General features: G+C 61.4%; 24 protein-coding genes. 17 read left to right on the forward strand and 7 right to left on the reverse strand.

All coding sequences use genetic code 11. The annotated features are described in order from the left end of the window. Positions 1 to 26 precede the first annotated feature (26 nt). From gatA to AB1E33_RS14305, 4 genes are all read right to left on the reverse strand, one after another. Complete coding sequence (gene gatA / locus AB1E33_RS14290; protein ID WP_372577946.1) at positions 27 to 1,514, reverse strand: Asp-tRNA(Asn)/Glu-tRNA(Gln) amidotransferase subunit GatA; 1,488 nt, start codon at positions 1,512 to 1,514, stop codon at positions 27 to 29. Further along, a complete protein-coding gene (gatC, locus tag AB1E33_RS14295) occupies positions 1,514 to 1,801 on the reverse strand; it encodes an Asp-tRNA(Asn)/Glu-tRNA(Gln) amidotransferase subunit GatC (protein WP_372577947.1) in 288 nt (95 codons plus the stop codon). The genes gatA and gatC overlap by 1 nt, the downstream gene beginning before the upstream one ends. Before the next feature lie 72 nt (positions 1,802 to 1,873). Beyond that, positions 1,874 to 3,175 carry an FAD-dependent oxidoreductase gene (locus tag AB1E33_RS14300; RefSeq protein ID WP_372577948.1) on the reverse strand — a complete coding sequence of 434 codons (1,302 nt, stop codon included), beginning with the start codon at positions 3,173 to 3,175 and terminating at the stop codon, positions 1,874 to 1,876. A 46-nt stretch (positions 3,176 to 3,221) separates the two neighbouring features. Next, positions 3,222 to 3,887, reverse strand: a complete 666-nt coding sequence (locus AB1E33_RS14305; RefSeq protein WP_372577949.1) for a ceramidase domain-containing protein — start codon at positions 3,885 to 3,887, stop codon at positions 3,222 to 3,224. Positions 3,888 to 3,943: 56 nt separating this feature from the next. On the opposite strand from AB1E33_RS14305, the gene AB1E33_RS14310 reads away from it, so the two are divergent. From AB1E33_RS14310 to AB1E33_RS14320, 3 genes are read left to right on the forward strand one after another with little or no spacing between them, the layout of a single operon-like run. Beyond that, entirely contained in the window at positions 3,944 to 4,636 is a 693-nt protein-coding gene (locus tag AB1E33_RS14310; protein ID WP_372577950.1) for a metal-dependent hydrolase, read from the forward strand. Next, complete coding sequence (locus tag AB1E33_RS14315; protein ID WP_372577951.1) at positions 4,636 to 5,811, forward strand: M24 family metallopeptidase; 1,176 nt, start codon at positions 4,636 to 4,638, stop codon at positions 5,809 to 5,811. Before AB1E33_RS14310 ends, AB1E33_RS14315 begins: the two co-directional genes overlap by 1 nt. 13 nt (positions 5,812 to 5,824) lie before the next feature. Next, on the forward strand, positions 5,825 to 6,802 hold the full coding sequence (locus AB1E33_RS14320) for a nuclear transport factor 2 family protein (protein ID WP_372577952.1): 978 nt from the start codon (positions 5,825 to 5,827) through the stop codon (positions 6,800 to 6,802). Here AB1E33_RS14320 and AB1E33_RS14325 read toward each other — a convergent pair. Further along, the gene (locus AB1E33_RS14325; RefSeq protein WP_372577953.1) at positions 6,799 to 7,248 is read right to left on the reverse strand and encodes a nucleoside deaminase; all 450 of its coding nucleotides are present in this window, start codon (positions 7,246 to 7,248) and stop codon (positions 6,799 to 6,801) included. The genes AB1E33_RS14320 and AB1E33_RS14325 overlap by 4 nt on opposite strands. Before the next feature lie 61 nt (positions 7,249 to 7,309). On the opposite strand from AB1E33_RS14325, the gene AB1E33_RS14330 reads away from it, so the two are divergent. From AB1E33_RS14330 to AB1E33_RS14395, 14 genes are all read left to right on the forward strand, one after another. Continuing rightward, entirely contained in the window at positions 7,310 to 8,119 is an 810-nt protein-coding gene (locus AB1E33_RS14330; protein ID WP_372577954.1) for a pseudouridine synthase, read from the forward strand. 177 nt (positions 8,120 to 8,296) lie between these two features. Then, positions 8,297 to 9,205: a 5-bromo-4-chloroindolyl phosphate hydrolysis family protein gene (locus AB1E33_RS14335; protein WP_372577955.1), complete on the forward strand. Its 909-nt coding sequence runs from the start codon at positions 8,297 to 8,299 to the stop codon at positions 9,203 to 9,205. 30 nt (positions 9,206 to 9,235) lie between these two features. Continuing rightward, a complete protein-coding gene (locus tag AB1E33_RS14340) occupies positions 9,236 to 10,426 on the forward strand; it encodes a toxic anion resistance protein (protein ID WP_372577956.1) in 1,191 nt (396 codons plus the stop codon). 6 nt (positions 10,427 to 10,432) lie between these two features. Further along, positions 10,433 to 11,407, forward strand: a complete 975-nt coding sequence (locus AB1E33_RS14345; RefSeq protein ID WP_372577957.1) for a DUF2927 domain-containing protein — start codon at positions 10,433 to 10,435, stop codon at positions 11,405 to 11,407. A 27-nt stretch (positions 11,408 to 11,434) separates the two neighbouring features. Beyond that, positions 11,435 to 12,583: an SPFH domain-containing protein gene (locus AB1E33_RS14350; protein WP_372577958.1), complete on the forward strand. Its 1,149-nt coding sequence runs from the start codon at positions 11,435 to 11,437 to the stop codon at positions 12,581 to 12,583. A 3-nt stretch (positions 12,584 to 12,586) separates the two neighbouring features. Then, entirely contained in the window at positions 12,587 to 13,675 is a 1,089-nt protein-coding gene (locus AB1E33_RS14355; protein ID WP_372577959.1) for a primosomal protein N' (replication factor Y) - superfamily II helicase, read from the forward strand. Positions 13,676 to 13,693: 18 nt separating this feature from the next. Beyond that, positions 13,694 to 14,365, forward strand: a complete 672-nt coding sequence (locus AB1E33_RS14360) for a nitroreductase (protein ID WP_372577960.1) — start codon at positions 13,694 to 13,696, stop codon at positions 14,363 to 14,365. Positions 14,366 to 14,384: 19 nt separating this feature from the next. Further along, the gene (gene dtd, locus AB1E33_RS14365; RefSeq protein ID WP_372578171.1) at positions 14,385 to 14,834 is read left to right on the forward strand and encodes a D-aminoacyl-tRNA deacylase; all 450 of its coding nucleotides are present in this window, start codon (positions 14,385 to 14,387) and stop codon (positions 14,832 to 14,834) included. 358 nt (positions 14,835 to 15,192) lie between these two features. Further along, the gene (locus AB1E33_RS14370) at positions 15,193 to 16,779 is read left to right on the forward strand and encodes an ABC transporter substrate-binding protein (protein ID WP_372577961.1); all 1,587 of its coding nucleotides are present in this window, start codon (positions 15,193 to 15,195) and stop codon (positions 16,777 to 16,779) included. A gap of 11 nt (positions 16,780 to 16,790) precedes the next feature. After that, positions 16,791 to 17,747 carry an ABC transporter permease gene (locus tag AB1E33_RS14375; protein WP_249707939.1) on the forward strand — a complete coding sequence of 319 codons (957 nt, stop codon included), beginning with the start codon at positions 16,791 to 16,793 and terminating at the stop codon, positions 17,745 to 17,747. After that, positions 17,744 to 18,559: an ABC transporter permease gene (locus AB1E33_RS14380; RefSeq protein ID WP_372577962.1), complete on the forward strand. Its 816-nt coding sequence runs from the start codon at positions 17,744 to 17,746 to the stop codon at positions 18,557 to 18,559. The genes AB1E33_RS14375 and AB1E33_RS14380 overlap by 4 nt, the downstream gene beginning before the upstream one ends. Next, positions 18,556 to 20,193 carry an ABC transporter ATP-binding protein gene (locus AB1E33_RS14385; protein ID WP_372577963.1) on the forward strand — a complete coding sequence of 546 codons (1,638 nt, stop codon included), beginning with the start codon at positions 18,556 to 18,558 and terminating at the stop codon, positions 20,191 to 20,193. The genes AB1E33_RS14380 and AB1E33_RS14385 overlap by 4 nt, the downstream gene beginning before the upstream one ends. Before the next feature lie 115 nt (positions 20,194 to 20,308). Then, positions 20,309 to 20,917 carry a DJ-1/PfpI family protein gene (locus tag AB1E33_RS14390; RefSeq protein WP_372577964.1) on the forward strand — a complete coding sequence of 203 codons (609 nt, stop codon included), beginning with the start codon at positions 20,309 to 20,311 and terminating at the stop codon, positions 20,915 to 20,917. 92 nt (positions 20,918 to 21,009) lie between these two features. Beyond that, positions 21,010 to 21,846, forward strand: coding sequence for an alkaline phosphatase family protein (locus tag AB1E33_RS14395; RefSeq protein WP_372577965.1), 837 nt, complete (start codon positions 21,010 to 21,012; stop codon positions 21,844 to 21,846). Positions 21,847 to 21,887: 41 nt separating this feature from the next. Here the strand turns inward: AB1E33_RS14395 and AB1E33_RS14400 are convergent, their stop codons facing one another. Beyond that, positions 21,888 to 22,811 carry an alpha/beta hydrolase gene (locus AB1E33_RS14400; RefSeq protein ID WP_372577966.1) on the reverse strand — a complete coding sequence of 308 codons (924 nt, stop codon included), beginning with the start codon at positions 22,809 to 22,811 and terminating at the stop codon, positions 21,888 to 21,890. A gap of 12 nt (positions 22,812 to 22,823) precedes the next feature. Next, positions 22,824 to 24,713, reverse strand: coding sequence for an acyl-CoA synthetase (locus tag AB1E33_RS14405; RefSeq protein WP_372577967.1), 1,890 nt, complete (start codon positions 24,711 to 24,713; stop codon positions 22,824 to 22,826). Positions 24,714 to 24,718 lie beyond the last annotated feature (5 nt).

Genomic DNA, 24,718 nt, shown 5'->3' on the forward strand with positions numbered 1-24,718 from the left:
CCTGCTGATTTTGCTTCGGCGGGTGTCTACCACCATTTCCCGGCTTTGGCCACAAAGCCCGCGGCGTTCTCCAGCGCATAGGCCGTATTCAGCAGATCGCCCTCTTCCCAGGGCCGCCCGATCAGCTGCAGACCCAGCGGAAGCCCTTGTTTGTCGATCCCGGCAGGCACCGATATGCCCGGCAGGCCGGCCAGATTAACGGTCACGGTGAAGACGTCGTTCAAATACATTTGAACGGGATCGGCATCGGTCATCTCGCCCAACCCAAAGGCGGCGGACGGGGTCGCGGGCGTCAGGATCGCGTCGATGCCCTGCGCAAAGACGTCCTCGAAATCCTTCTTGATCAGGGTGCGAACCCGGCGCGCGCGGTTGTAATAGGCGTCATAGAAGCCCGCCGACAGCACATAGGTGCCGATCATCACCCGGCGCTGCACCTCGTGGCCGAAACCTTCGGCGCGGGTTTTCTCGTACATCTCGGTGATGCCGTCACCCTGCGCCAACTGCGCCCGGTGACCATAGCGCACACCGTCATAACGCGCGAGGTTCGACGACGCCTCCGCCGGTGCGATCACGTAATAAGCGGGCAGTGCGTATTTCGTATGCGGCAGCGAGATATCGACGATCTCGGCACCGGCGGATTTGAGCATCTGAGTACCGTCCGCCCAGAGCTGCTCGATCTCGGCGGGCATGCCCTCCATCCGGTATTCTTTCGGAATACCGATCTTCTTGCCCTTGATGTCACCGGTCAGCATCGCCTCGAAATTCGGAACCGCCAGATCGGCGGAGGTCGAATCCTTGGGGTCATGGCCGCACATCGCCTCGAGCATGATCGCGGCGTCGCGCACCGATTTGGTCATCGGCCCGGCCTGATCCAACGACGAAGCAAATGCAATGATGCCCCAGCGCGAGCAGCGGCCATAGGTGGGCTTGATGCCTGTGATGCCGGTAAAGGCGGCGGGCTGACGGATTGAGCCGCCCGTATCAGTCCCGGTCGCCGCCAAACACAGGTCGGCAGCCACGGCACTTGCCGAACCACCCGAGGACCCACCCGGCGTCAGCGGCGCATCATCATTGCCGCGCCGCCATGGGTTGACCACGTTGCCATAGGTCGAAGTCTCGTTCGAGGACCCCATGGCGAACTCGTCCATATTGAGCTTGCCCAGCATGACCGCACCCGCATCGGCCAGTTGCTGGCTGACCGAGGATTCGTATTCCGGCTTGAACCCTTCAAGGATGGCGCTGGCGGCCTGGCTTTCTACACCTTTGGTGCAGAACAGGTCCTTGATTCCCACCGGCAGACCACACATCGCGGGCGCGTCGCCTGCCTTGATACGGGTGTCGGCGGCGCTGGCGCGTTCCATCGCGATCTCGGGCGTCTTGTGCACGAAGGCGTTCAGCGCACCGGCGTCTTCGATGGCCTTCAGACAGGCCTGGGTTAGTTCGACAGAAGTGGTTTCGCCCTTGCGCAGCAGGTCGCGGGCCTCGGCCAGGCCCAGAGTGTTCAGATCAGTCATTATTCCACCACCTTCGGAACCGCGAAAAAGCCTTCGCGCGCATCGGGGGCATTGGCCAGCACCTTGTTCTGCTGGTTACCATCAGCCACAACATCCTCGCGCCGTTTCAGGCGCATCGGCGTGACCGAGACCATCGGCTCGACGCCCTCGACATCCACCTCGTTCAGTTGCTCGATGAACCCGAGGATCGTGTTGAATTCCGAGGCCAGCGCCGGCAGTGCGCCCTCCTCGACCTTGATCCGGGCCAGCTTGGCCACTTTGGCGGCGGTGCTTTGGTCAATCGACATCGGCTTCCCTCATATGCGTCAGGGGGCATTTACCGCCGCACGCGCCGGGTCGCAAGGGCTGGTGCGCGCGTTTCACCCCGTCAAAGAGGTGCCGCCCAGACCACGCACGCCCTGCGCCTGCAAAGCCGCGACCAGAGCATCGGTGTCGGTCTCTTGCACCGCGATTCCCTTGCCCAGCGCCATCGCCGCCGCGACCCCAGTGGCCTGCCCCATCGTCATGCATTGCGGCATCCCCCGAACCGAGGCAAATGCGGTCGGATCAGCGGACAGGATCCGGCCCGCGAACATCAGGTTTTCGATCCGCTTCGGCACCAGCGACCGGAACGGGATCGTATAAAATCCACCCTGCTCGACCATGGCATCATGGGTCATCTCGTCCGAGGCACGCATCACATCATCTATGGGGTTATCGCAGGCGACGATTCCGTCATCGAATTTGCGACCGCGCGCCAGATCCGCGCCGGTGACCTGCACCATGCCCTCCAGCTTGCGGGTTTCACGCACCCCCACTGTGGGGCCCAGATAGGTCAGGCGCGACCGCTCGAATCCCGGAATGTCGCTGCGCAGGAAATCGGCCAGTTGGCGACAGCGGCGGCGACCTTCCTGGGTGGCGCGTGCCATGGCTTGCGGGTCGGTGCCATCGACGCCCCGGATCACCACCGAGTTGCAGAACACCGTATCATGGTGGAACCCCTTCATCAGATAGAGCTGCGCCAAATGCTCATGCAACCGGCCCTCGGAGATACCTTTGGCCGCGTGGCCCCGAAAATAAGGATCGTCCTCGGCAAAGACCCGTTTCCAATCAGCATTCACCATCAGAAAGGAGAGCGTCACGCCCATCATGTTTCCCTGCCCGTCCCCCAGTGTATAAGGCACGCCGGATTTGGCCGAAATATCACCATCGCCCGAGCAATCGATGACGATCCGGGGGTGGACAAGATGCGGGCCGCGGCGGTCGTAGAATTCAACGACCTCGATCCGGTCACCTTGCATCTGCGGGGCAAACGCCGTGCTGTTCACATGCACGCGCACGCCTGCCTCTTCGAGCATCTCGAACATGGTGAGCGTAGCGATGTCGTGGTCGTACTGGATCTCGGGACCGAAATTCTCCAGCGTGCAGGGGCGTTTTTCGGCCATCGGCGGGTCCATCGACGCGAGCCTCTGTTCCAATTCCTGCATCAGCCCGCCGATGCTGACATCCTGCGGATAGGCCGCGCCCCAAGGCATGCCGGGGCAAAAGGCCATCACGCCGCCCAGCTTCGGCCCGGATTCCAGCAGGATCACATCAAGCCCCTGCCGTCCCGCCGCCACCGCCGCGCCAAATCCCGCGGTACCGCCGCCGATGACCAGAACATCTGTTGATAGCTCTGCCATATCCGTTCCCCTCTCATTCGCCCTGCTCTTGCGCGGGCTCCGCTCGTTATATCGCCACAGCTCTGCCATGCGGGCGCATGTGGCGCCGGTAAACCTCGATCATCCAGCCCAGCATGATCGCGTTCAGGATATGCCAAAGGAAATGCGTGCCCATCAGTGATACCTCACAAAGCGGGCCGTCCAGTGCCCGTAAGGTGATCGACAGGACCAATATACCCGCTCCGATGGCCATGCCCCTTGCCGTTTCGGGCGCACGTGACCTCAGGCCAGCTGCAAAGATCAAGATTAGCAACGGCACCGGTGCATAGACCGACGACCCGCCAAGTCCCGGCACTAATCCAAAGAGCGGTGCGGTGCCCACCGCATAAGGCACGAACATCGCCGTCAGCACCAAAGCCGGCCCGCGGTTCAACTCCAGAAAGTCGCGATTGACCCCATAGAAATAGACCAGAATGAACAGCAGGATCGGCACAACATCCGCCATCGCCGCCCAGACCTGCGCGTGGGTGTGGAACAGATAGCTGCCCACCCCTATCGCCGCCAGGATCACCACCAGCACCATCGCCAGCGGCAGGCCCTGCCCGCGCACGCGGCGCCACATGATGAACGCGGCGATCAGGAAGGCGGCATTGGTCACCGCATTGATCGGTTCGGCCCAGTAGCCCGGGTCAAGCCGCTCGCAATAGCCGTCGATTTCACGCGTCCACTCCATGGATTTTTACTTAGCCGATGCTAGGCTGCTGCCAACAGGGAAAAAGGAGTGACCTCATGGATATCATCTGGCTCGGCCATGGTAGCTTTCGGATCGAGACCGGCGACAAGGTTCTGCTGCTCGATCCATGGCTGACCGGAAACCCGGTCCTGCCCGACGACAGGCATGACGACGCCATAGCTGGGGCCACCCACATCCTACTGACGCACACCCATTTCGACCATGTAGTCGATGTGCTGCCGCTCGCCAAGAAGCTGGGCGTGCCAGTGGTGGGCCAATATGACCTGATGGGATATTGGGCCGAGGCCGAGGGGATCGAAACCATGGGCTTTAACAAGGGCGGTACGGTCGATCTGGGCGGTGCCAGCTTGAGCATGGTGCCCGCCTCGCACAGCTCGACCTTTTCGACGCCCGACGGGCTGCGCACCGGAGGCAGCGAGGTGGGCTTCATGCTGCGCACCGAGGGCAGGACCGTCTATCTTTCGGGCGATACCGCCATCATGGCCGACATGGACTGGATGGGGGAGTATTACAAACCCGATATCGGCGTGCTCAGCGCGGGCGGGCATTTCACCATGGACATGAAGAGCACGGCCTATGCTGCCAAGAAGTATTTCAATTTCAAGACCGTGATTCCCTGCCACTACAAGACCTTCCCGATCCTCGAACAATCGGCACGGGACCTGATCGACGGGCTGCCCGGTGTCGACGTGATTGAGCCGGTTGTCATGCAGAAAATCCAACTCTGATGCCCGCCTCGGATTTCTCGCAGGCCGAGTATGACCAGCGGATTGAAAGAACCCGCACGGCCATGTCCGCGCAGGGCATCGACACACTGCTGGTGACGGACCCGTCCAACATGGCTTGGCTGACCGGCTATGACGGGTGGAGCTTTTATGTGCCGCAGATGGTGATCCTGCCCGCAATCGGCGCGCCGCTCTGGTGGGGGCGAACGCAGGACAAGCCCGGTGCGGCACAAACCACATGGCTGAACCTGCAGGACCTGCATGACTGGCCGGAAGAGCATGTCCAACACCCCGACCACCACCCGATCGAGGCGCTTGTAGCGCTGCTGCATGATCAGGGCTGGGCGCGCAAATTAGGCGTCGAATTGGACAATTACTACTATTCCGCCGCCAGCCATCGCGTGTTGCAGCAGGCCTTTGGAGACGCGGCACTCAAGGATGCGACAGGGTTGGTGAACTGGCAACGCGCCGTCAAGAGCCCAGCGGAACTTACAATGATGCGCAAGGCAGGGCAGCTTACGGCGCATATGCACGAGGTGCTGCGCGCGGGATTTCGCGAAGGCGTTCCCAAGCACGAGCTGGTGGCGCAGGTACAGGCGGCAGGTGTTGCAGGCTTGCCCGGCCTGCCCGGCGACTATCCGGCCATCGCGCCTATTGCGCCCTCGGGCAAAGAGGCGTCCGCCTCGCACATTACATGGAACGCGCGCCCGATGACCCAAGGCGAGGCGACCTATTTCGAGGTATCGGGGTGCTTTCATCGATATCATTGCCCAGCCAGCCGGTCGCTGTTTCTGGGTACGCCACCGGACGATATCCGCCGGGCCGAGGCCGCAATCCTGACCGCCATCGAAGACACGCTCGCCGCCGCCCGCCCCGGTGTGACCTGCGAAGAGGTCGCGGCTTGCGTCTATGCAAGCTTTGAACGCGCGGGCTATGTCAAAGCCAACCGCACCGGCTATCCCGTTGGGCTCAGCTACCCGCCCGACTGGGGTGAACGCACCATGAGCCTGCGCCCCGGCGACACAACTCCGCTCGAAGAAAACATGACCTTTCACCTGATGCCCGGCCTCTGGACACCGGACTGGGGTCTGGCGATCACCGAAAGCTTTGTGGTGACACCCCAAGGGGGCCGCCCACTTGCCGATATTCCACGCGAGCTTGTCGTGAAATCCGCATGAGCCGGGCAATTCCATGACCCAGCCTGTTTGCCCCTCGCCGGAACTGATCGCCGTCGTGCAGCGCTGGAACGATGCGGTTCGAACCAAGGACAGGGCCGTGCTGTCCAACATGCTGTCGGGGTCCGAACACCTGCGGTATCAGGGCTCGGCGGAAGGGGAAAGCTGGTCCGGCGCGCTGTTTCGCAAGGGGTTTCCCGATCATGTGGCTGAAATCCCGGAGTTTGACTGGGATGAGCACAGTCTGGAAGCCTTCGAATGCGGCGCGGTCGGTTGGGCGCATTGCATCGCCACGCTGCGTTTTGCCAGCAACCAAAAGGCGATGCTGCACCGGTTCACCTTTGTCCTGCATCTTGAGGACGGCGTGTGGAAGATGGTCCAGCTCCACGTCTCCAACCCGATACCGAACATGGAGAAGCTCGGCATCGAGCATATGGCGCTGGACGCGCTGGTCTTGGCCGCTCGGGACGGATTCCGTCAGGACCAGCGCGAGGGGATGGCATCGGTGATGTTCACCGATATTGTGAATTCCTCCGCCATCGCAGAGATGCTGGGGGATCGGGTCTGGACCGAAGCGGTGCGAAAACACCTCGACCTGACCCGTGATACGATCGAGGGGCAAGGCGGTCAGTTGGTGAAATCGCTGGGCGACGGAACGATGTCCAGTTTCTCCTCGGCGCGGGCCGCGTTGCTGGCAGCCACCGAGTTGCAGCAGCGCAACGGGGCACAGCAAGATGAACCACGGCTTCGGATTCGCATCGGAATTCACTCAGGCGACGTGATCCAGACCGATGACGATTTTTTCGGCACGGTCGTGAACAAGGCGGCACGGGTTGCGGCCTCTGCCACGCCCGATGAAATCTGTGTGTCCGATGCGACACGTCTATTGGCCGGCGGTGAGGAGGATCTGAGTTTCGGGGCCTCCCGGTCGGTTTTTCTGAAGGGTTTACCCGGCGAGCACACGACCTTTGCTTTGAAGTGGTCGCAGACCTAACGCCGCGCCGCAAAGAACGCCTTGAGCAGGTGCTCGGACTCCTCTGCGCCGATTCCATCGTAGACATGTGGCGCATGATGCGCCTGAGGATGGCTGAAAACGCGCGCGCCATGGGCGACACCGCCCGATTTCGGATCGGCGGCACCGTAGTAGAGGCGCCCGATCCGGGCGGCGGCCAGCGCGGCGGCGCACATGGCGCAGGGCTCCAGCGTGACATACAAGTCATGCCCGGTCAGCCGCTCGGAATCAGCAGCCGCACAGGCGGCGCGCAGGGCAAGGATTTCGGCATGGGCGGTGGGATCGTTCAACTCGCGGGTCCGGTTGCCCGCCGCAGCCACGACCGTGCCGTCCGGCGCAGCAATTACCGCACCCACCGGCACCTCGCCGCGTTCTGCGGCCGCGCGCGCCTCGTCCAGCGCCTGCGCCATATGGGATCGGAACATCATGCCCCTGACTGCCGCACATCTTCGGGTTTCGCAAGCGGGGCAAATGGTCTAAAGCCCGGCCATGAGCACCTCTCCCCCTCCCGGCGACCGGATCGCCAAGGTTCTGGCCCGCGCCGGGATCGCCTCGCGCCGCGAAGCCGAACGCATGATCGGCGCTGGACGCGTCTCGGTGAACGGCAAAAAGATCGACAGCCCGGCGCTGAACGTCACCGCCAGCGACAAGATCACCGTTGATGGCAAACAGGTGGGCGAGCCCGAGCCCGCGCGGCTGTGGCTGTACAACAAGCCAACCGGGCTGGTCACCACGACCAGCGACGAAAAGGGCCGCGCGACCATCTATGATGGCCTGCCCGAAGAGTTGCCCAGGGTGATGAGCGTGGGGCGTCTGGATATTAATTCCGAGGGACTCTTGCTGTTGACCAATGATGGTGGCGTCAAGCGCAAGCTGGAACTGCCCTCGACCGGGTGGCTGCGCAAATATCGGGTACGGATCAATGGCCGCCCCAAGGACGAGGATTTCGCGCCGCTGCGGCTGGGTCTGGTGATCGACGGCGAGCGGTTTCAGAAGATGACCGTCACGCTGGACCGCCAGCAGGGCGCAAATGCCTGGATTAGCGTGGGTCTGCGCGAGGGCAAGAATCGCGAAATCCGCCGCGCGATGGAGGATATCGGCTATGCTGTGAACCGGCTGATTCGGGTGTCCTATGGCCCGTTCCAGTTAGGAAATCTCAAGCAGGGCGATGTTGAAGAGGTGCGCCGCCGTGTGCTGCGCGACCAGCTTGGGCTGGACGCCGAGGCCAAACCGGCCGAAAAACGCCCTGCCCGTCCGCAACGTCATCGCAGAACCGGGGCAAAAAACCCTCGCTCATGAGTGTTTTACGGCTACCTTCCCCCTAGCAAGGCGCGCCTGCATCGCCTAGATTCGCAGCCAACGCATCCGAGTTCGGGGGAGTTATGTCTCAATCTGGCATCCAGAAAGCCGCCTTTGTCGGGCTTTTGATCCTGATGTTGGGTGTCGCCACCGGCTGGATCGGCGGGCTCTGACGTCATGGCACAGAAATTCGGCGGGAAGTACAGCCCGCAATCACAAGATGACACCGCCCAGATACCCAACCAGCGCGGCCAGTTCGACGGGGCGCGGGTCGATCCGGCGGGATTCCGCACAAATATCCTGTTTCTGCCACCCCTGCTGATCGCATTCTTTTCACTCAATGACGGGGCCGTGGGCCTGACCCTGGGGCTGGTCGCCGCCGCACTGCTGGTGTTGGCGGCCTGGGTGCTGCGTGAGGGGCTGCGCGCCGAAAGCGCCTATCACGCCCGCAAGGTGGCCCGCCGCCCGGCTTTTCCGCGCAAGATTTTCGCCTCGTCCCTGACCGGGCTTGGCATCGGGCTGGCTGCCTTCAAGAACGACATGATGGATGCGGGCAGTGCCAGCCTGCTGGCTCCGGCTCTCTATGGTATTGCCACTGCGGTGCTACATGGGACCGCGTTTGGCCTCGACCCGATGAAGGACAAGGGCATGGAAGGCATCGATACCTTTCAGCAAGATCGCGTCGCCCGTGCGGTGGACGAGGCCGAAACGCTGCTTGCCGAGATGAGCGATGCCATCAAGCGCGCCGGTGATCGCAGGATCGAAGCGCGGGTCGAACGGTTTCAGGCCACAGCGCGCGAGCTGTTCCGCACGGTCGAGGAAGACCCCCGCGACCTGACCGCAGCGCGCAAATACCTGACCGTCTATCTGCGTGGTGCCCGCGACGCCTCGGTCAAGTTTGCCGACATTCATGCCCGCACCCGCGACGCGCAGGCGCTGACCGACTACACCGCGCTGCTGGACGATCTGGAGCAGAACTTTACCGCGCGCACCCGCAAGATGCTGCTGGACGACCGCAGCGACCTGACCGTTGAAATAGAGGTGCTGCGCGAGAGATTGCAGCGCGAAGGCGTGCGGCTGGACTGACCGGCACGAGTATAACCAGGGGAGTTTTTCATGTCCGATACCATTCGCAAGAAGGCCGCAGAGGCAACAGCGATCGTCGATGAGGTGACCGCGATCACCTTGCCCGAGCCGCAGAACGCCATCGTGCCTCTGGAAGAGGCCGACGAACCGGTCAAGGCCGAGATTCGGCAGCGCATGGCCGAGATTAACATGGATTACACGAACTCGATCGTGTCCTTCGGATCCGGCGCGCAGGCCGAATTGCAGGAAATCAGCCAGGCGATGTTGGCCGATGTGCGCAACAAGGATGTGGGCCCTGCCGGTGACAGCCTGCGCAATATCGTAACCACCATTCGCGGCTTTTCGGTCAGCGAGTTGGATGTGCGGCGCAAGGCAAGCTGGTGGGAAAGACTGATGGGCCGGGCCGCGCCATTTGCAAAGTTCACCGCTCGCTTCGAGGAGGTGCAGGGCCAGATCGATAAAGTCACCGATGACCTGCTGGGCCATGAACACACGCTGCTGAAAGACATCAAATCGCTCGACCTGCTCTATGACAAGACGCTGGGTTTCTACGACGAACTGGCGCTGTATATCGCGGCGGGCGAGGAAAAGTTGACCGAACTGGACAGCACCGAAATCCCCGAAAAGGAAGCAGCCGTCGAAGCCGCGCCCGAGGAACACCAGGTGATGAAAGCGCAGGAGCTGCGCGACCTGCGCGCCGCCCGCGACGATCTGGAACGCCGGGTGCATGACCTGAAGTTGACGCGGCAGGTAACGATGCAGTCGCTGCCCTCGATCCGGCTGGTGCAGGAAAACGACAAGTCACTGGTGACCAAGATCAACTCGACGCTGGTGAACACCGTGCCGCTGTGGGAGACCCAGCTGGCGCAGGCCGTCACCATCCAGCGCAGCGCCGAGGCCGCCACCGCCGTGCGCGACGCCAACGACCTGACCAACGAGTTGCTGACCGCCAATGCCGCCAATCTGCGCGAAAGCAACAAGATGATCCGGCAGGAGATGGAACGCGGCGTCTTCGACATCGAAGCGGTCAAGCAGGCCAATGCCGACCTGATCGGCACCATCAACGAGAGCCTGCAGATCGCCGACGAAGGCAAGGCCAAGCGCGCCGCAGCCGAAGAGGAACTGCAAAAGATGGAGACCGAGCTGCGCGACACTCTGGCCTCAGCCAAGGCGCGCAAGGATGGCCTGGGCGACACCGCATCCACAGCGGTTCCCGGCTGACCTTCGGTGCGGCGCGCTGGGGCACATTCTCGGGTCGGGGCGGCCCGGATCGGGGCCACGGCCCTTGCCTTGGTGCTGCTTGCCGGCTGTGAGCAGGGTCTTCAGACCTCGCTGACACCACCCGTCCGCCCCGCCGGGCTGGTCCCGGCAGAGCCCGTCGTCACCATCCCTTCGGCCAAAAGTCAGGATCTGGCGCGCTACTACGAGAAAGTGCAGAACGACCTGCTGACGCGCGGGCTGCTGCGCACCGATGGCGGCGGCCCCGACACGCCGTATGACGCCGACGATCTGGTGCGCAATTTCGAGATGATCGCCTTTTTTGATGAGTATTCTCAGGCCTCCGCGCCCTTGTCCAGCCGCCGCGCCAGCGGACGGCTGAGCCGCTGGTCCGGTCCGGTGCGGATCAAGACCGAGTTCGGTGCCTCGGTCCCGCTGGCGCGGCGTAAACAGGACCGCAAGAACGTCGCCAATTTCGCGGGTCGCCTCGCCCGGTTGACCGGACATCCGATCAGCGCAAACAGCCGCAATCCGAACTTTCATGTCTTCGTGGCAGGTGAGGACGATACCGACTTCGTCCAAAAGCGACTGAAGCAGATCATTCCATCGATCAGAGCAAATGAACTGGCGCTGTTCGAAAATCTGCCCCGCTCGTTTTATTGCCTCGTCGTCGCCGTGTCGGGCAACGGCACGCCGCAGAACTATACCCGCGCTGTGGCACTTGTGCGGGCCGAACATCCCGATCTGGTGCGGCTCAGCTGCATTCACGAAGAGATTTCGCAAGGGCTGGGCCTGCCCAATGACAGCCCGGCCGCGCGGCCCTCGATCTTCAATGACGATGACGAGTTTGCGCTGCTGACAAGCCATGACGAGAAATTGCTGAAAATGCTTTATGACCCGCGCCTGCGGCAGGGCATGACCGCCGACGAGGCTCGCCCCGTCATGCAGCAGATTGCATTAGAACTTACGGGCTCGTCCTCATAGGCCCAACGACAGGAGAAGGATTTGACCATGGGTATTTTCGACTTTCTTTCCGGTGAATTCATCGATGTCATCCATTGGGTCGATGACACCCGCGACACCATGGTCTGGCGGTTCCAGCGCGAGGGGCATGAGATCAAATACGGCGCCAAGCTGACCGTGCGCGAGGGGCAGTCGGCGGTGTTTGTGCATGAGGGGCAATTGGCGGATGTGTTTACGCCGGGGCTTTATATGCTCGAAACCAACAACATGCCGATCATGACGACGCTGCAACATTGGGATCACGGGTTCAAAAGTCCGTTCAAATCCGAGATCTATTTCGTCAACACGACCCGGTTCAACAACCTCAAATGGGGTACCAAGAACCCGATCATGCTACGTGATCCCGAGTTTGGTCCAACCCGCATCCGCGCATATGGCACCTATACGGTGCGGGTGAAGGACCCGGCCAAGTTCCTGATCGAGATCGTCGGCACCGACGGCGAGTTCACCATGGACGAGATCAGCTATCAGATCCGCAACATCATCGTGCAGGAGTTTTCCCGCGTCATCGCAGGCTCGGGCATTCCGGTGCTGGACATGGCCGCAAATACCGCCGATCTGGGCAAGCTCATCGCGGCAGAGGTCTCACCGGTGCTGGACAGCTACGGGCTGGAGATGCCGGAGTTCTATATCGAGAACATTTCGCTGCCGCCCGCAGTCGAGGCAGCGTTGGACAAGCGCACCTCGATGGGACTGGCGGGCGATCTGGGCAAGTTTACCCAATATTCCGCCGCCGAAGCAATGACCGCCGCCGCCAACAACCCCGGCGGTGGTGGTGGAATGGGCGCCGGGCTTGGCATGGGAATGGGTGTGGCGATGGCGCAGCAGATGGGGAACATGGCAGCGGGTCAACCGTCTGGCCCCTGGGGCGCGCGCGCCCCCGCTGCCGCGCAACCGGCCGCCTCCGTGGCACCGCCGCCCCCACCTCCAGTCGAGCATGTGTGGCATATCGCGGTGGACGGGCAGACCTCGGGTCCGTTTTCCAAAGCCAAGCTGGGGCGCATGGCCACGGCGGGCGAGATCACCCGTGAGACCTATGTCTGGACAGCCGGTCAGGACGGCTGGAAACGGGCAGAGGACGTGCAGGAACTGGCGCAGCTTTTCACCATCCTGCCGCCGCCACCTCCCGGGGTCTGATCCGTGGCAGAGCTTGAGCACCGGTTCCCCTGTGATCAGTGCGGGGCCGATTACCGGTTCGACCCTGCCAGCGGTGCGCTGGTCTGCGGACATTGTGGTAACACCGACAAGATCAGCGCCGGACCCTGGAAAAGCGGAGCCCTGCGCGAGTTGGATTTCGATGCGGCCATGGCGCAGGCTCTGCCCGAGGCCGAGATCGAAGAGACCCGCGTGCTGTCCTGTCCCAATTGCGCGGCGCAGGTAGAGTTCGACCCCGACACCCATGCCGCCGAATGCCCGTTCTGCGCCACGCCGGTGGTGACCGACACAGGCGTCAACCGCCACATCAAGCCGCGCGGCGTGCTGCCATTCGCGTTGGATGAACGTACGGCGCAAAAGGCCATGGCGGACTGGCTGGGAGCACTCTGGTTCGCGCCGAACGGGTTGCAGAACTATGCCCGCAAAGGGCGCAAGATGCAGGGCATCTATGTGCCCTACTGGACCTTCGATGCGGATACCAAGTCGCGCTATCGCGGCGAACGCGGGATTGTCTATTATGTGACCCGAACGGTCATGCGCGATGGCAAAAAGGTGCAGCAACAGGTGCCTAAGGTGCGCTGGACACCGAAATCGGGCCGCGTGGCGCGGTTCTTTGACGACGTTCTGGTGCTGGCTTCACGATCCTTGCCCAAGAAATACACCGACGCGCTGGAACCTTGGGACCTGCCGGCGCTGGAGCCGTATCAGCCGGAATACCTGGCGGGGTTTCGCGCCGAGGCCTATACGGTCGAGCTGAAAGAGGGCTATGGCGAGGCACGTGCGCATATGGACCGGGTGATCGACCGCGACGTGCGGTTTGACATCGGCGGCGATCGCCAGCGCGTCCACGGGATCGAAACCGCCATCTCGGACGTGACCTTCAAGCATATCCTGCTGCCGGTTTGGCTGGCGGCCTACAAGTTTCGCGGCGAGACCTATCGCTTTGTTGTGAATGGCCGGACTGGCCGGGTGCAGGGCGAGCGGCCGTGGTCGGTGATCAAGATCACCTTCGCGGTCACCCTCGGGCTGCTGGTGGCAGCTGGCGTCGGATACGTGGTTGCGACCAATCAATAGGGCATGAAGGGGCACTGGATGGACCTGCAGGCACTCGACACATTGATGGCAGAGCGGCACTCCTGCCGCGCCTTCGTGCCAACGGAGATACCCAAAGCCACGATCGCGCAAGTCCTTGCCACCGCTCGCCGTGCGCCTAGCTGGTGCAATGCGCAGCCCTGGCGGGTGGATGTGATCAGTGGTGCTGCGACCGACCGGTTTCGCGCTGCCCTGACCGAAGTGGCGCAAAACACCGCGCCGAAACCAGATCTGGCCTTTCCTAGCTCTTATAGCGGCGTATATCAGGACCGGCGGCGCGCCTGTGGCTGGGCGCTTTATGAGGCGGTGGGCGTCAGCAAGGGCGATCGCATGGGATCGGCGCGCGAAATGATGCGGAACTTTGCGCTGTTTGACGCGCCCCATTGCGCCATCCTTTCAAGCCCCGCCGAATTGGGCGCCTACGGAGCGATGGATTGCGGCGGCTTCGTCACCGCCTTTTGCCTCGCCGCACAGGCGCTTGGCATTGCAACGATCCCGCAAGCGGCGGTGGCCAGCCAAGGCCCGTTCCTGCACCGGTATTTCGACATTCCACAGGATTTTCTCGTACTGTGTGCGATCTCCTTCGGTTATTCCGACACCGCGCATCCGGCCAACGGATTTCGCACCGAACGGGCGGAACCGGATGCGTTCACGCAATGGCACGACAGTTGAAAAAAAGGCTGCAGACAAGATGCGCGCATTGATCCAGAGGGTGACACAGGCCAGTGTCACGGTCGAAGGCGAAACAGCTGGTCAGATCGGAACGGGCCTGCTGATCCTGATTTGCGCCATGCGGGGCGATGATCACGCAAACGCCGTTCAGCTTGCCGCCAGGATTGCCAAACTGCGGATCTTTAGCGATGCGGCAGGCAAGATGAACCTTTCGGTGAAGGACACCGGCGGCGCGGCGCTGGTAATTAGCCAGTTCACGCTGGCCGCCGACACCAGACGCGGCAACAGGCCGGGGTTTTCCGAAGCGGCAGCACCCGATGAGGGCAAGCGCTTGTACGAGGTCTTTGCCGAGCAGTTGCACAGCCACGGCATCCTCGTTGAACGGGGAGTGTTTGGCGCGGATATGTCGGTTGAATTGACCAATAGCGGCCCGGTGACGATCTGGATGGACACTGCGGACAGGCGTTGACCCCGGGCAGAATGATCCGACGCAGGAGGAATCAATTTGCTTCGCTGCACCTGCCCCCAGTCTCGAAATGAGGCCATCTGGGCACTTGTTTCAGGCGCAATTCCCTTTGAAACATGAAAAAGCCGATCCGGCTCAACCCCCGGTCCGATGCCGGGTGCCCCTTCGTTTCAAGCGGGGAAACGACAATATCGCCACGCAATGCGACACCGCGTTGCGAATAGAGCGCTGCGCGAGATTGTCCCATGATGGGTATACCGGACATTAAGCCTTGCCGGACGGTGCGAAATACGCAAACCTTGACTCGTCAATCAACAAAAACCGCGCGCCAAGCGCGCAACTTCTCAACCGGGAGATCTCGATGAACGACCAACTTGACTTTATGTCCGGCCGCGTAACGGCTGGAAAAATGAACCGCCGTGAGTTCATGGGCAAAGCCGCAGCCTTGGGTGTGTCCACCGCTGTTGCCAGCACTATGTTCGCCAGCGCGGTCAAGGCGGCCGGCCCGGTCAAGGGCGGCACCTTCAAAATGGGTATCCAGGGCGGTGAAAGCACCAACACCCAAGACCCGGCGCTTTATGCATCCGACGTGCCGATCGGTGGTGGCCGTCACTGGGGTGAAACCCTGGTCGAAGTGGACGCCAATGGTGAGCTGGAAGGCCTGGTGGCCGAAAGCTGGGAAGGCTCGGCAGACGCCAAGACCTGGCGCTTCAAGATCCGCCAGGGTATTGAGTTTTCGAACGGCCAGGCCGTGACCGCCGAGGATGTGAAGCGCACGATCGAGCGTCACACCAACGAGGATTCCAAATCGGGTGCGCTTGGTATTGTGCAGGACATCGAGTCGATGCGCACCGATGGCGACACGTTCGAACTGACGCTGGGTTCAGCCAATGCGGACATGCCCTATCTGATCAGTGACTACCACCTGGTGATCCAGCCGGATGGTGGCTTTGACAACCCGAACGCCGCAATCGGCACCGGTCCCTATGTGCTTGAATCGGACGAGCCAGGCGTGCGCATGAGCTTCGTCAAGAACCCCAACTATTGGGACGATTCCGTCGGGCATTACGACAGCTCGGAGATTTTGACCCTTAACGACGCAACCGCACGTACCGCAGCGTTGCAGTCCGGCCAAGTTGACGCGATCATCCGCGTGGAACCGAAGATCGCGCAGCTACTTGATCGCGCGCCGAACCTGTCCGTCAAAAGCGTATCGGGCCGCGGTCACTATGTGTTCATCATGCATGTGGACACCGCACCGTTCGACGAGAATGAACTGCGTCTCGCGCTGAAATACGCGATCAATCGCGAGGAACTGGTCGACAAGATCCTGCGTGGTTACGGTGGTATCGGAAACGATATGCCCATCAACGCAGCCTATCCGCTGTTCGATGACACGATCCCGCAGCGCGTCTTCGATCTGGAAAAGGCCAAGGAGCATTACGCCAAGTCCGGCCATGACGGCTCGCCCATCATCCTACGCACCGCCGATGGCGCCTTCCCCGGTGCGGTGGACGCGGCAGCCCTGTTCCAGCAATCTGCACAGGCCGCAGGTATCCCGCTGGAAATCAAGCGTGAGCCGAATGATGGCTACTGGTCGGAAGTCTGGAACGTACAGCCGTTCTGCGCCTCTTATTGGTCAGGCCGCCCGGTTCAGGACCAGATGTACACCACGGCCTACCTGTCGACCGCCGACTGGAACGACACACGCTGGAAACGTACTGAATTCGACGAGATGCTGCTGGCAGCCAAAGCCGAGCTGGATCCGGCCAAGCGCAAGGAAATCTACTCCAAGATGGGCAGGATGGTCCGTGATGAAGGCGGCTTGATCCTGCCGATGTTCAATGATTTCATCGATGCGGTCAGCAACGAGGTTCAGGGATATGATCCCGATCCGAACGGCGCAATGATGAACTGGTATGCACCTAAAAAGACCTGGAAAGCCTAAGGGCCCAGAGTATGCATCCCGTAGTGAAACTGGTTGCTCAGCGCCTCGCGCTGAGCCTCCTCCTCCTCCTCGCCGCTTCGATCCTGATCTTCGCGGGCACGATGATCCTGCCGGGCGATGTGGCACAATCCATTCTGGGCCAGTCAGCCACCCCTGAATCACTGGCAAACCTGCGTGAAGAACTGGGGTTGAACGACCCCCCGGTCACGCGCTATTTCGATTGGCTCTTTGGTGCGATGCAAGGCGATCTGGGCACTGCGCTGACCAACGGGCGCGACATTGCCGAAAGCATCGGTCAACGCCTGTCGAACACTCTTTTCCTTGCTTTCTGGGCCGCCATCATCTCGGTGCCGCTGGCCATCCTGCTGGGCCTGATCGCGGTGCGCTACAAGGACCGCTGGCCCGACAAGCTGATCTCGGGCGTGACGCTGGCCTCGATCTCGATCCCGGAATTCCTGATCGGTTACCTGCTGATGTACTATCTGGCCGTTCAGCTGGGCTGGTTCCCGTCGGTCGCCATGATCAATGACGGCATGAGCCTGGGTCAGAAACTGCAATCCATCGCCCTGCCTGTCATCGTTCTAACGCTTGTGGTTCTGGCGCACATGATGCGCATGACCCGCGCCGCGATCCTGAACGTGATGCAGTCGGCCTATGTCGAAACCGCCGAACTGAAAGGTCTGAGCGGGTTTCAGGTCATCTACCGCCACGCCTTTCCCAATGCGATCGCGCCGATCGTCAACGTGGTCATGATCAACCTAGCTTATCTGGTTGTCGGCGTCGTGGTGATCGAGGTGGTCTTTGTCTATCCCGGCATGGGACAGTATCTGGTGGATCACGTGTCGAAACGTGACGTGCCCGTGGTACAGGCCTGCGGCCTGATCTTCGCGGCGGTCTATATCTTGCTCAACATGATCGCCGACATCGTCTCCATCCTGGCGAACCCGAGACTGAGGCATCCGAAATGAAGAACATCCCAATCTCTGCACTGATCGGGCTGTTCCTCACGGCCGTCTATTTTCTCATGGCATTGCTCGCGCCGATCATCGCCCCTTACGGCATGGCCGAGGTGGTGGGCGACGTGTGGGAGCCCTCGTCATCCAAATTCTGGCTGGGCACCGACAATATCGGTCGCGATCTGCTCAGCCGGATGATCTATGGCGGGCGCACAACGATCTTCATCGCCACCGCCGCGACGATCATCAGCTTCGTGACCGGCTCGGTTCTGGCTTTTTTCGCCGCCGTGATGGGCGGATGGGTGGACCAGGTGCTGTCGCGCTTCGTCGATTTGATCATGTCGATCCCGACGCTGATCTTTGCGCTGGTGGTACTGTCGGTGATGCCGGTTACCATTCCGATCCTGATCCTGGTGATGGGTCTGCTGGATTCAACCCGCGTTTATCGTCTGGCGCGTGCCGTTGCAGTGGATATCTCTGTCATGGACTATGTCGAGGCCGCGCGCCTGCGAGGTGAGAAAATCGGCTGGATCATCTTCCGCGAGATCCTGCCCAACGCGCTCAGCCCGCTGATCGCCGAGATGGGGCTGCGCTTCATCTTTGCGGTTCTCTTCGTCTCAACCCTGTCGTTCCTTGGCCTTGGCGTGCAACCGCCTGAGGCGGATTGGGGCGGCATCGTGAAAGAGAACAAGGAGGGCATCGTCTATGGCATTCCCGCCGCCCTGCTGCCGGCTGTTGCCATCGCCACTTTGGCGATCTCGGTGAACCTGGTGGCTGACTGGGTGCTGAACCGCACCACATCGCTGAAAGGAGGCCGGGGATGAGTGATACGCTTCTCAAGGTCCGCGACCTGAAAATTGGTGCAACCGTCTATCCGCCGGGCGAAAAGCCCCATGACATCGAGATCGTGCACGGGGTCAGCTTTGACCTCGCGCCCGGCAAGGTGCTGGGGCTGATCGGTGAATCCGGCGCCGGGAAATCGACCATCGGCCTCGCCTCGATGGCTTATGGCCGTGGCGGTGTGAAGATCACCGGCGGCGAAGTCTGGGTTAACGGCCGTGACATTCTCAAGTCATCTGTCCGGGACATCCGCAACCTGCGCGGGGCCGAAGTGACCTATGTGTCGCAATCGGCGGCAGCCTCGTTCAACCCGGCCAAAAAGATCATGGATCAGGTGGTCGAGGCGGCGGTGGAACAAAAAAAGTTCTCGCGCAAAGAGGCCGAAGAGCGCGCGCGGACGCTGTTTTCCAAGCTGGGCCTGCCTGATCCGGACAATATCGGCAGCCGGTTTCCGCATCAGGTTTCGGGCGGTCAGTTGCAGCGCTGTATGACGGCGCTTGCGTTATGTCCCGAACCCGATCTGGTCGTCTTCGACGAACCCACAACGGCGCTGGACGTGACCACGCAGATTGACGTGCTGATGGCGATCAAGGAAGCCATTCGCGACACCGGTGTCGCCGCGCTATACATCACCCATGACCTTGCGGTCGTGGCGCAGGTAAGCGACGATATCATGGTGCTGCGGATGGGCAATATGGTCGAATATGCCCATACCGATCAGATCATCAACAGCCCGAAGGAAGAGTACACGCAGGCGCTGGTCTCGGTCCGGTCCATCGAGCATGAAGAAAAGAAACCCACGCCGGAACCGGTGCTGAGCGTCAAGAACATCACGGCGCGCTACAAGGGCCTGAACTTTGACGTGCTCAAGAACGTGACGGTCGATCTTCATCCCGGGCAGACGCTTGCGGTTGTGGGTGAATCCGGGTCGGGCAAGTCGACGCTTGCGCGGGTCATCACCGGCCTTCTGCCACCCAGCGAGGGGCAGATCGACTTTGTCGGGCGCACCCTGTCGCGGGATCTGGCGGGCCGCACCCGCGAAGACTTGCGCGAGTTGCAGATGATCTACCAGATGGCGGATGTCGCGATGAACCCGCGCCAGACCGTCGGCACCATCATCGGTCGCCCGCTGGAGTTCTACTTCAACATCCGTGGTGCCGAAAAGCGCAAGCGGATCATCGAGTTGCTGGACGAAATCGAGTTGGGCGAAAAGTTCATGGACCGCTATCCGGCGGAACTGTCCGGTGGCCAGAAACAGCGCGTCTGCATTGCGCGGTCGCTGGCGGCCAAGCCCAAGATGATCATCTGTGACGAGGTGACCTCGGCGCTCGACCCGCTGGTGGCGGATGGCATCCTCAAGCTGCTGCTCGACCTGCAGAAGATCGAGGATGTGGCCTATCTGTTCATCACGCATGACCTTGCCACGGTCCGCGCCATCAGCGACTCGATCGCGGTGATGTATCAGGGAAAGGTGCAGCGCTACGGCTCGAAATCCGAGGTGCTCAGCCCGCCCTTCGACGACTATACTGATCTGCTGCTCAGTTCGGTCCCCGAGATGAAACTGGGTTGGCTGGAAGAGGTAGTCGCCCATCGCAAAATGGAAAGCGCCGGGAACTAAGGTTCCTTTCGCAGCCCAGAGATCAGAGCGGCGGGCCAGACCCGCCGCTTTTTTCGTTTGGGGCGGCCCCCACCCACCTATCATCACCTCACGATCATTGCTGAAAGGGTTTGCCATGCGCAGGATCGGTGCTTTGATTTTTCCCGGGTTCGAATTGCTGGACCTGTTCGGCCCGATGGAGATGTTCGGCCTGCTGGATGACAAGTTCAAACTGTGCCTGGTCGCCGAAACCCCTAGCAAGGTCACCAGCAACCAGCGCCTGGCGGCTTATGCCGAACACGGGATCGAAGAGGGCGATGCCTATGACATCCTCTTTGTTCCCGGCGGCGCGGGAACCCGCCGTGAGGTCGACAACCCCACCCTGACCCAATGGATCGCACAGGTCTCGGCACAGGCAGAATACACGCTGAGCGTTTGCACCGGCAGCGCCTTGCTGGCACGCGCTGGCGTTCTGAATGGGCGCAAGGCAACCACCAACAAGGCAGCGTTTTCCTGGGTTGCCGAGCAAGGGCCGAAGGTGATGTGGCAACGGCAGGCTCGCTGGGTCGAGGATGGCCCGTTCATCACCTCATCCGGCGTCTCTGCTGGGATGGACATGACGCTTGGCGCGATCGCTCTGATGCACGGGCAGGAAACCGCCTGCGACGTTGCCCGATGGTGCGAATACACCTGGCACGAGGACAAGGCCCACGACCCCTTTGCCCAGCTTCACGGACTGGTTTAGGCGGCGAGAAAACAGTTTTAACCCGACCGACGATTTTCCATTGCCTGACCGTCATTTGCCCGCCACAAAACACCAAGGCTAGGGAGAACGCCATGGACCGTAAACTACTGCTGATCATTCTGGACGGTGTGCCCTTGCGCAACTTCCGTAGGCTCTTCGGCAACCTTGAAGGTTGGGTGGTGTCCGGCGAGGCGCGGGTCTGGAAACATCGCGCCATCCTGCCCTCGACCTCGGCAAGCTGCTATGCCTCTATCCATACCGGGGTCGCCCCTGCCGAACATGGCTGCACCGGCAATGGCAATGTGTTCCGGCTGAACCACAAGGACGTGTTCTCGCAAACCCGCGCGGCGGGCGGAGTGACCGGGGCCGTTGCGCACAGCTATTGGTCTCAATTTTTTAACCGCCACCCGTTCGACCATGTACGCGACGTGGAATATGACGAACCGGACAGCACGACCATCAACCATGGCCGGTTTCACAGCATGACGGGCTATGGTCACGCCAACCAGATGACGCCTTGCGATGTCGACCTGTTTGCCTCGCTCACCAATCTGTGCCAGCGCTTCGACCTCGATTACGGCATGCTGCACACCTGCACGCTGGACAGTATGGGGCACAGGTTCCATCACGACTGCTCTGAGATGGACCACGCCTGCTTTGTTATGGATGAAATGCTGGCCCCCTTCATCCCGTGCTGGCGGAAGATGGGGTATGAGGTGATCGTGACCGCTGATCATGGCCAGGACGCGCGCGGCCACCATGGCGGGCATGATCCGTTGCAGCAGGAAACCGCGCTTTATTACTTTGGTGATGCCGAGGGGCCCGAGAGCGAAACGGTGATCGACCAGTTGCAGTTGGCCCCGACAATCTTGTCCCGCCTTGGTGCTCCGCTTGCCGAGACAATGCGGGCCGAGCCTTTCCTGCGCTGAGACCGACGACAAGGCGCTTCGAAGCGCCTTGCCCACCAGTGTCAGTCGTAAGGCCAGAGCCCCTGCCCAAGCGCCTCGACCGCAAGGGAAATCCGCTCAAAGCTGGCGCGCGCGCGGGACACGGAGTGGCGGGCACGCAGATAGCCATGCACCAACCCCTCTTCGTTGATCCAGCACACCTTGCCACCCGCATCCAAGAGCCGGTCGCGATAATCGCGACCGTCATCGCGTAGCGGGTCGCAATCGGCCGTGATAATCACTGTCGGGGGCAGCCCGGAAAAATCGCTGTCCTGCAGGGGTTCATAGGTAGGATCGTCGGTCGGCTCATCCGCCAGCGTGCGAATGCTGGCGTAGAATTTCACATCAGCGCGGCTGAGCATCGGGGCCTGTGCGTGCTCCAAATAAGACCCCTGGTCGCGGTCGCCACCGAAGCCAGGATAGATCAGCACCTGCCCCAGCACGTTTTGCAGACGTCCGCGCGCATGATGCGCAACACAGGCAGCCAGTGTCGCGCCAGCACTGTCACCGGCCAGTACAAGCGGGTCGCCATAAGTGTCCACCGCCCATTCCGTCGCGGCCCAGCAATCCTCGAACTGGGCCGGGTGCCGATGCTCGGGGCAAAGACGGTAATCGACAGCGACCACGCGGTACCCGGTCTGAGCGCAGATTTCCGCGCAGACGTCGTCATGACTGTCCAGCCCACCCAGCACGAAGCCGCCGCCATGCATGTAGACAACCGTTCGCGTTGGCTGACCGGCAGAATAGACACGGACCTGAACGCCACTCGCGTCCAGGTCCTGGGATGAAATTCCATCCGGAGCGCCCTGCCGAAAGGCGCGGCACATCCGGTCATAAACCTGTCGCTGTTCTTCGATCGACAGGTCCACCGCATTTTCGGGATAACATTCCGCGGTACGGCGGATGAAGTCCCGTATCTCCGCGTCTAGCAGCGCGTCATAGTCCATTCGGTCTCCGGATCAGGCGGCCCATTCCCACGGGCGGGTGTAACCGCCCAGAATCTTGGATACATCCTCCTCCGAGGTGCCGTTTGCGTCAAGCTGCGCGATGAGACCACGCTTCTTGTCGTCAATGACGGACACGACCCGCGCCTGCACTTCGCCCTTTTCCAGCGCGGTGTTGTAGATCCGCGTGATCGCATCCTTGCGCAGATCAGGCTTGAACACCTTGCCCACGGCGGTTTTCGGAAGCTCGGGCAGAATGGCCACATGTTTGGGATGCGCTGCACGCTCATGGATATGCACTTCACAATATTTCATCAGCTCGTCGGTAGTTACCGACGCTCCATCGACCAGTTCGACATAGACGCTGGGAACCTCGCCCGCATATTCGTCGGGCTGCCCGATGGCGCCGGCAAAAGCCACTGCTTCGTGTCCCAGCAGTGCCTCTTCAATCTCGGCGGGATCGATATTGTGACCGCCGCGGATGATCAGGTCCTTGGCGCGACCTGTGATCCACAGATACCCGTCCGAGTCCACACGACCCAGATCGCCGGTGCGCAGATACTTGTCGTTGTGATAGAGGTCGCGGTTCTTCTCTTCCTCGGTATAGGTGTGACCCGCATAGACCCCCGGGTTCGAGATGCAGATCTCGCCGATCTCGTCCGTCGCCGCCTCGACCGGGCCATCGCCTGTATCGTTGAAGATCCTGACGTCGGTGTAAGGCAGCTGGATCCCTATCGAGCCCACCTTCTTTTCGCCGTCCTTGGGGTTGCAGGACACAAGGCAGGTCGCCTCGGTCAGTCCGTACCCCTCGACGATCGTGACGCCGGTGGTTTCCTCGAAACGGCGAAACAGTTCCAGAGGCAGCGGGGCCGAGCCCGAGAACGCGGTCTTGATCGTCGAGATATCGGCATCGACCGGGCGCTGCATCTTGGCCGAGATCGCTGTCGGGACGGTGATGACAAAGCTGATCTTCCAGCGTTCGACCAGTTTCCAGAAATTGTCGAACACACCGTCGCCGCGGTAGCCCTGCGGCGTCGGAAAGATCACATGCGCGCCCGAATAGACCGAGGCCATCACGATCACCTGACAGGCGAAAACGTGGAACAGCGGCAGCGGGCAGATGATGTTGTCACTGTAATCGAACATCAGCGTGCCGCCCAGCCAGGCGTTGTACATCATGCCCGAGTATTTGTGCTGCGCGACCTTGGGCATACCGGTGGTGCCGCCGGTGTGGAAATAGCACGCAACGCGGTCCTCGGTGGAATCGGCAAAGGTCAGTTCGGTCGGCTGCTTCGCGATTTCCTTGTTGAAATTCTTGTAGTCGGCATGCGCCAGGTGTTCCTTGTCTTCCATCTTGGGACGGACCAACGGCACGATCCAGGACTTCGGGGGTGTCAGATAGCGGTTCAGGTCAATCTCCAAAACCGTATTCACGCTGGGCGCATGGCGGACCGCCTCGGCCACTTTCTGGGCCACTTCGGTCTTCGGAAACGGTTTAAGTGTCACCACCACCTTGGCGTTGGTTTCCCGCAGGATCGAGGCGATCTGTTCAGGCTCCAGCAGCGGGTTGATCGGATTGACGATCCCTGCAACGGCGCCACCCAGCATGGTGACTAGCGTCTCGTTGCAATTGGGCAGCACATAGGCGACCACATCTTGTTCACCCACGCCAAGCGAGCGGAACAGGTTGGCGGCTTGCGTTACCTGGTTCTTGACCTGCGACCATGTGAGGGTTTCGGCCTTGTCGGTCGGACCGGAGAGTAGCTGGAAGCTGATCGCATTGTTGTTGGGATACTTGCCTGCGGTCGATGACAGCAGCTGATAGAGCGTGATCGGAACATCCCGGTCGGCCCACGGCATTTCGTTTTCGATAGCGTCGCGATCCTTGACACCTGCAAAGGTCATTTCTG

The sequence above is a fragment of the Ruegeria hyattellae genome, assembly GCF_041537925.1.
In the GTDB taxonomy this organism is placed as follows: domain Bacteria; phylum Pseudomonadota; class Alphaproteobacteria; order Rhodobacterales; family Rhodobacteraceae; genus Ruegeria_C.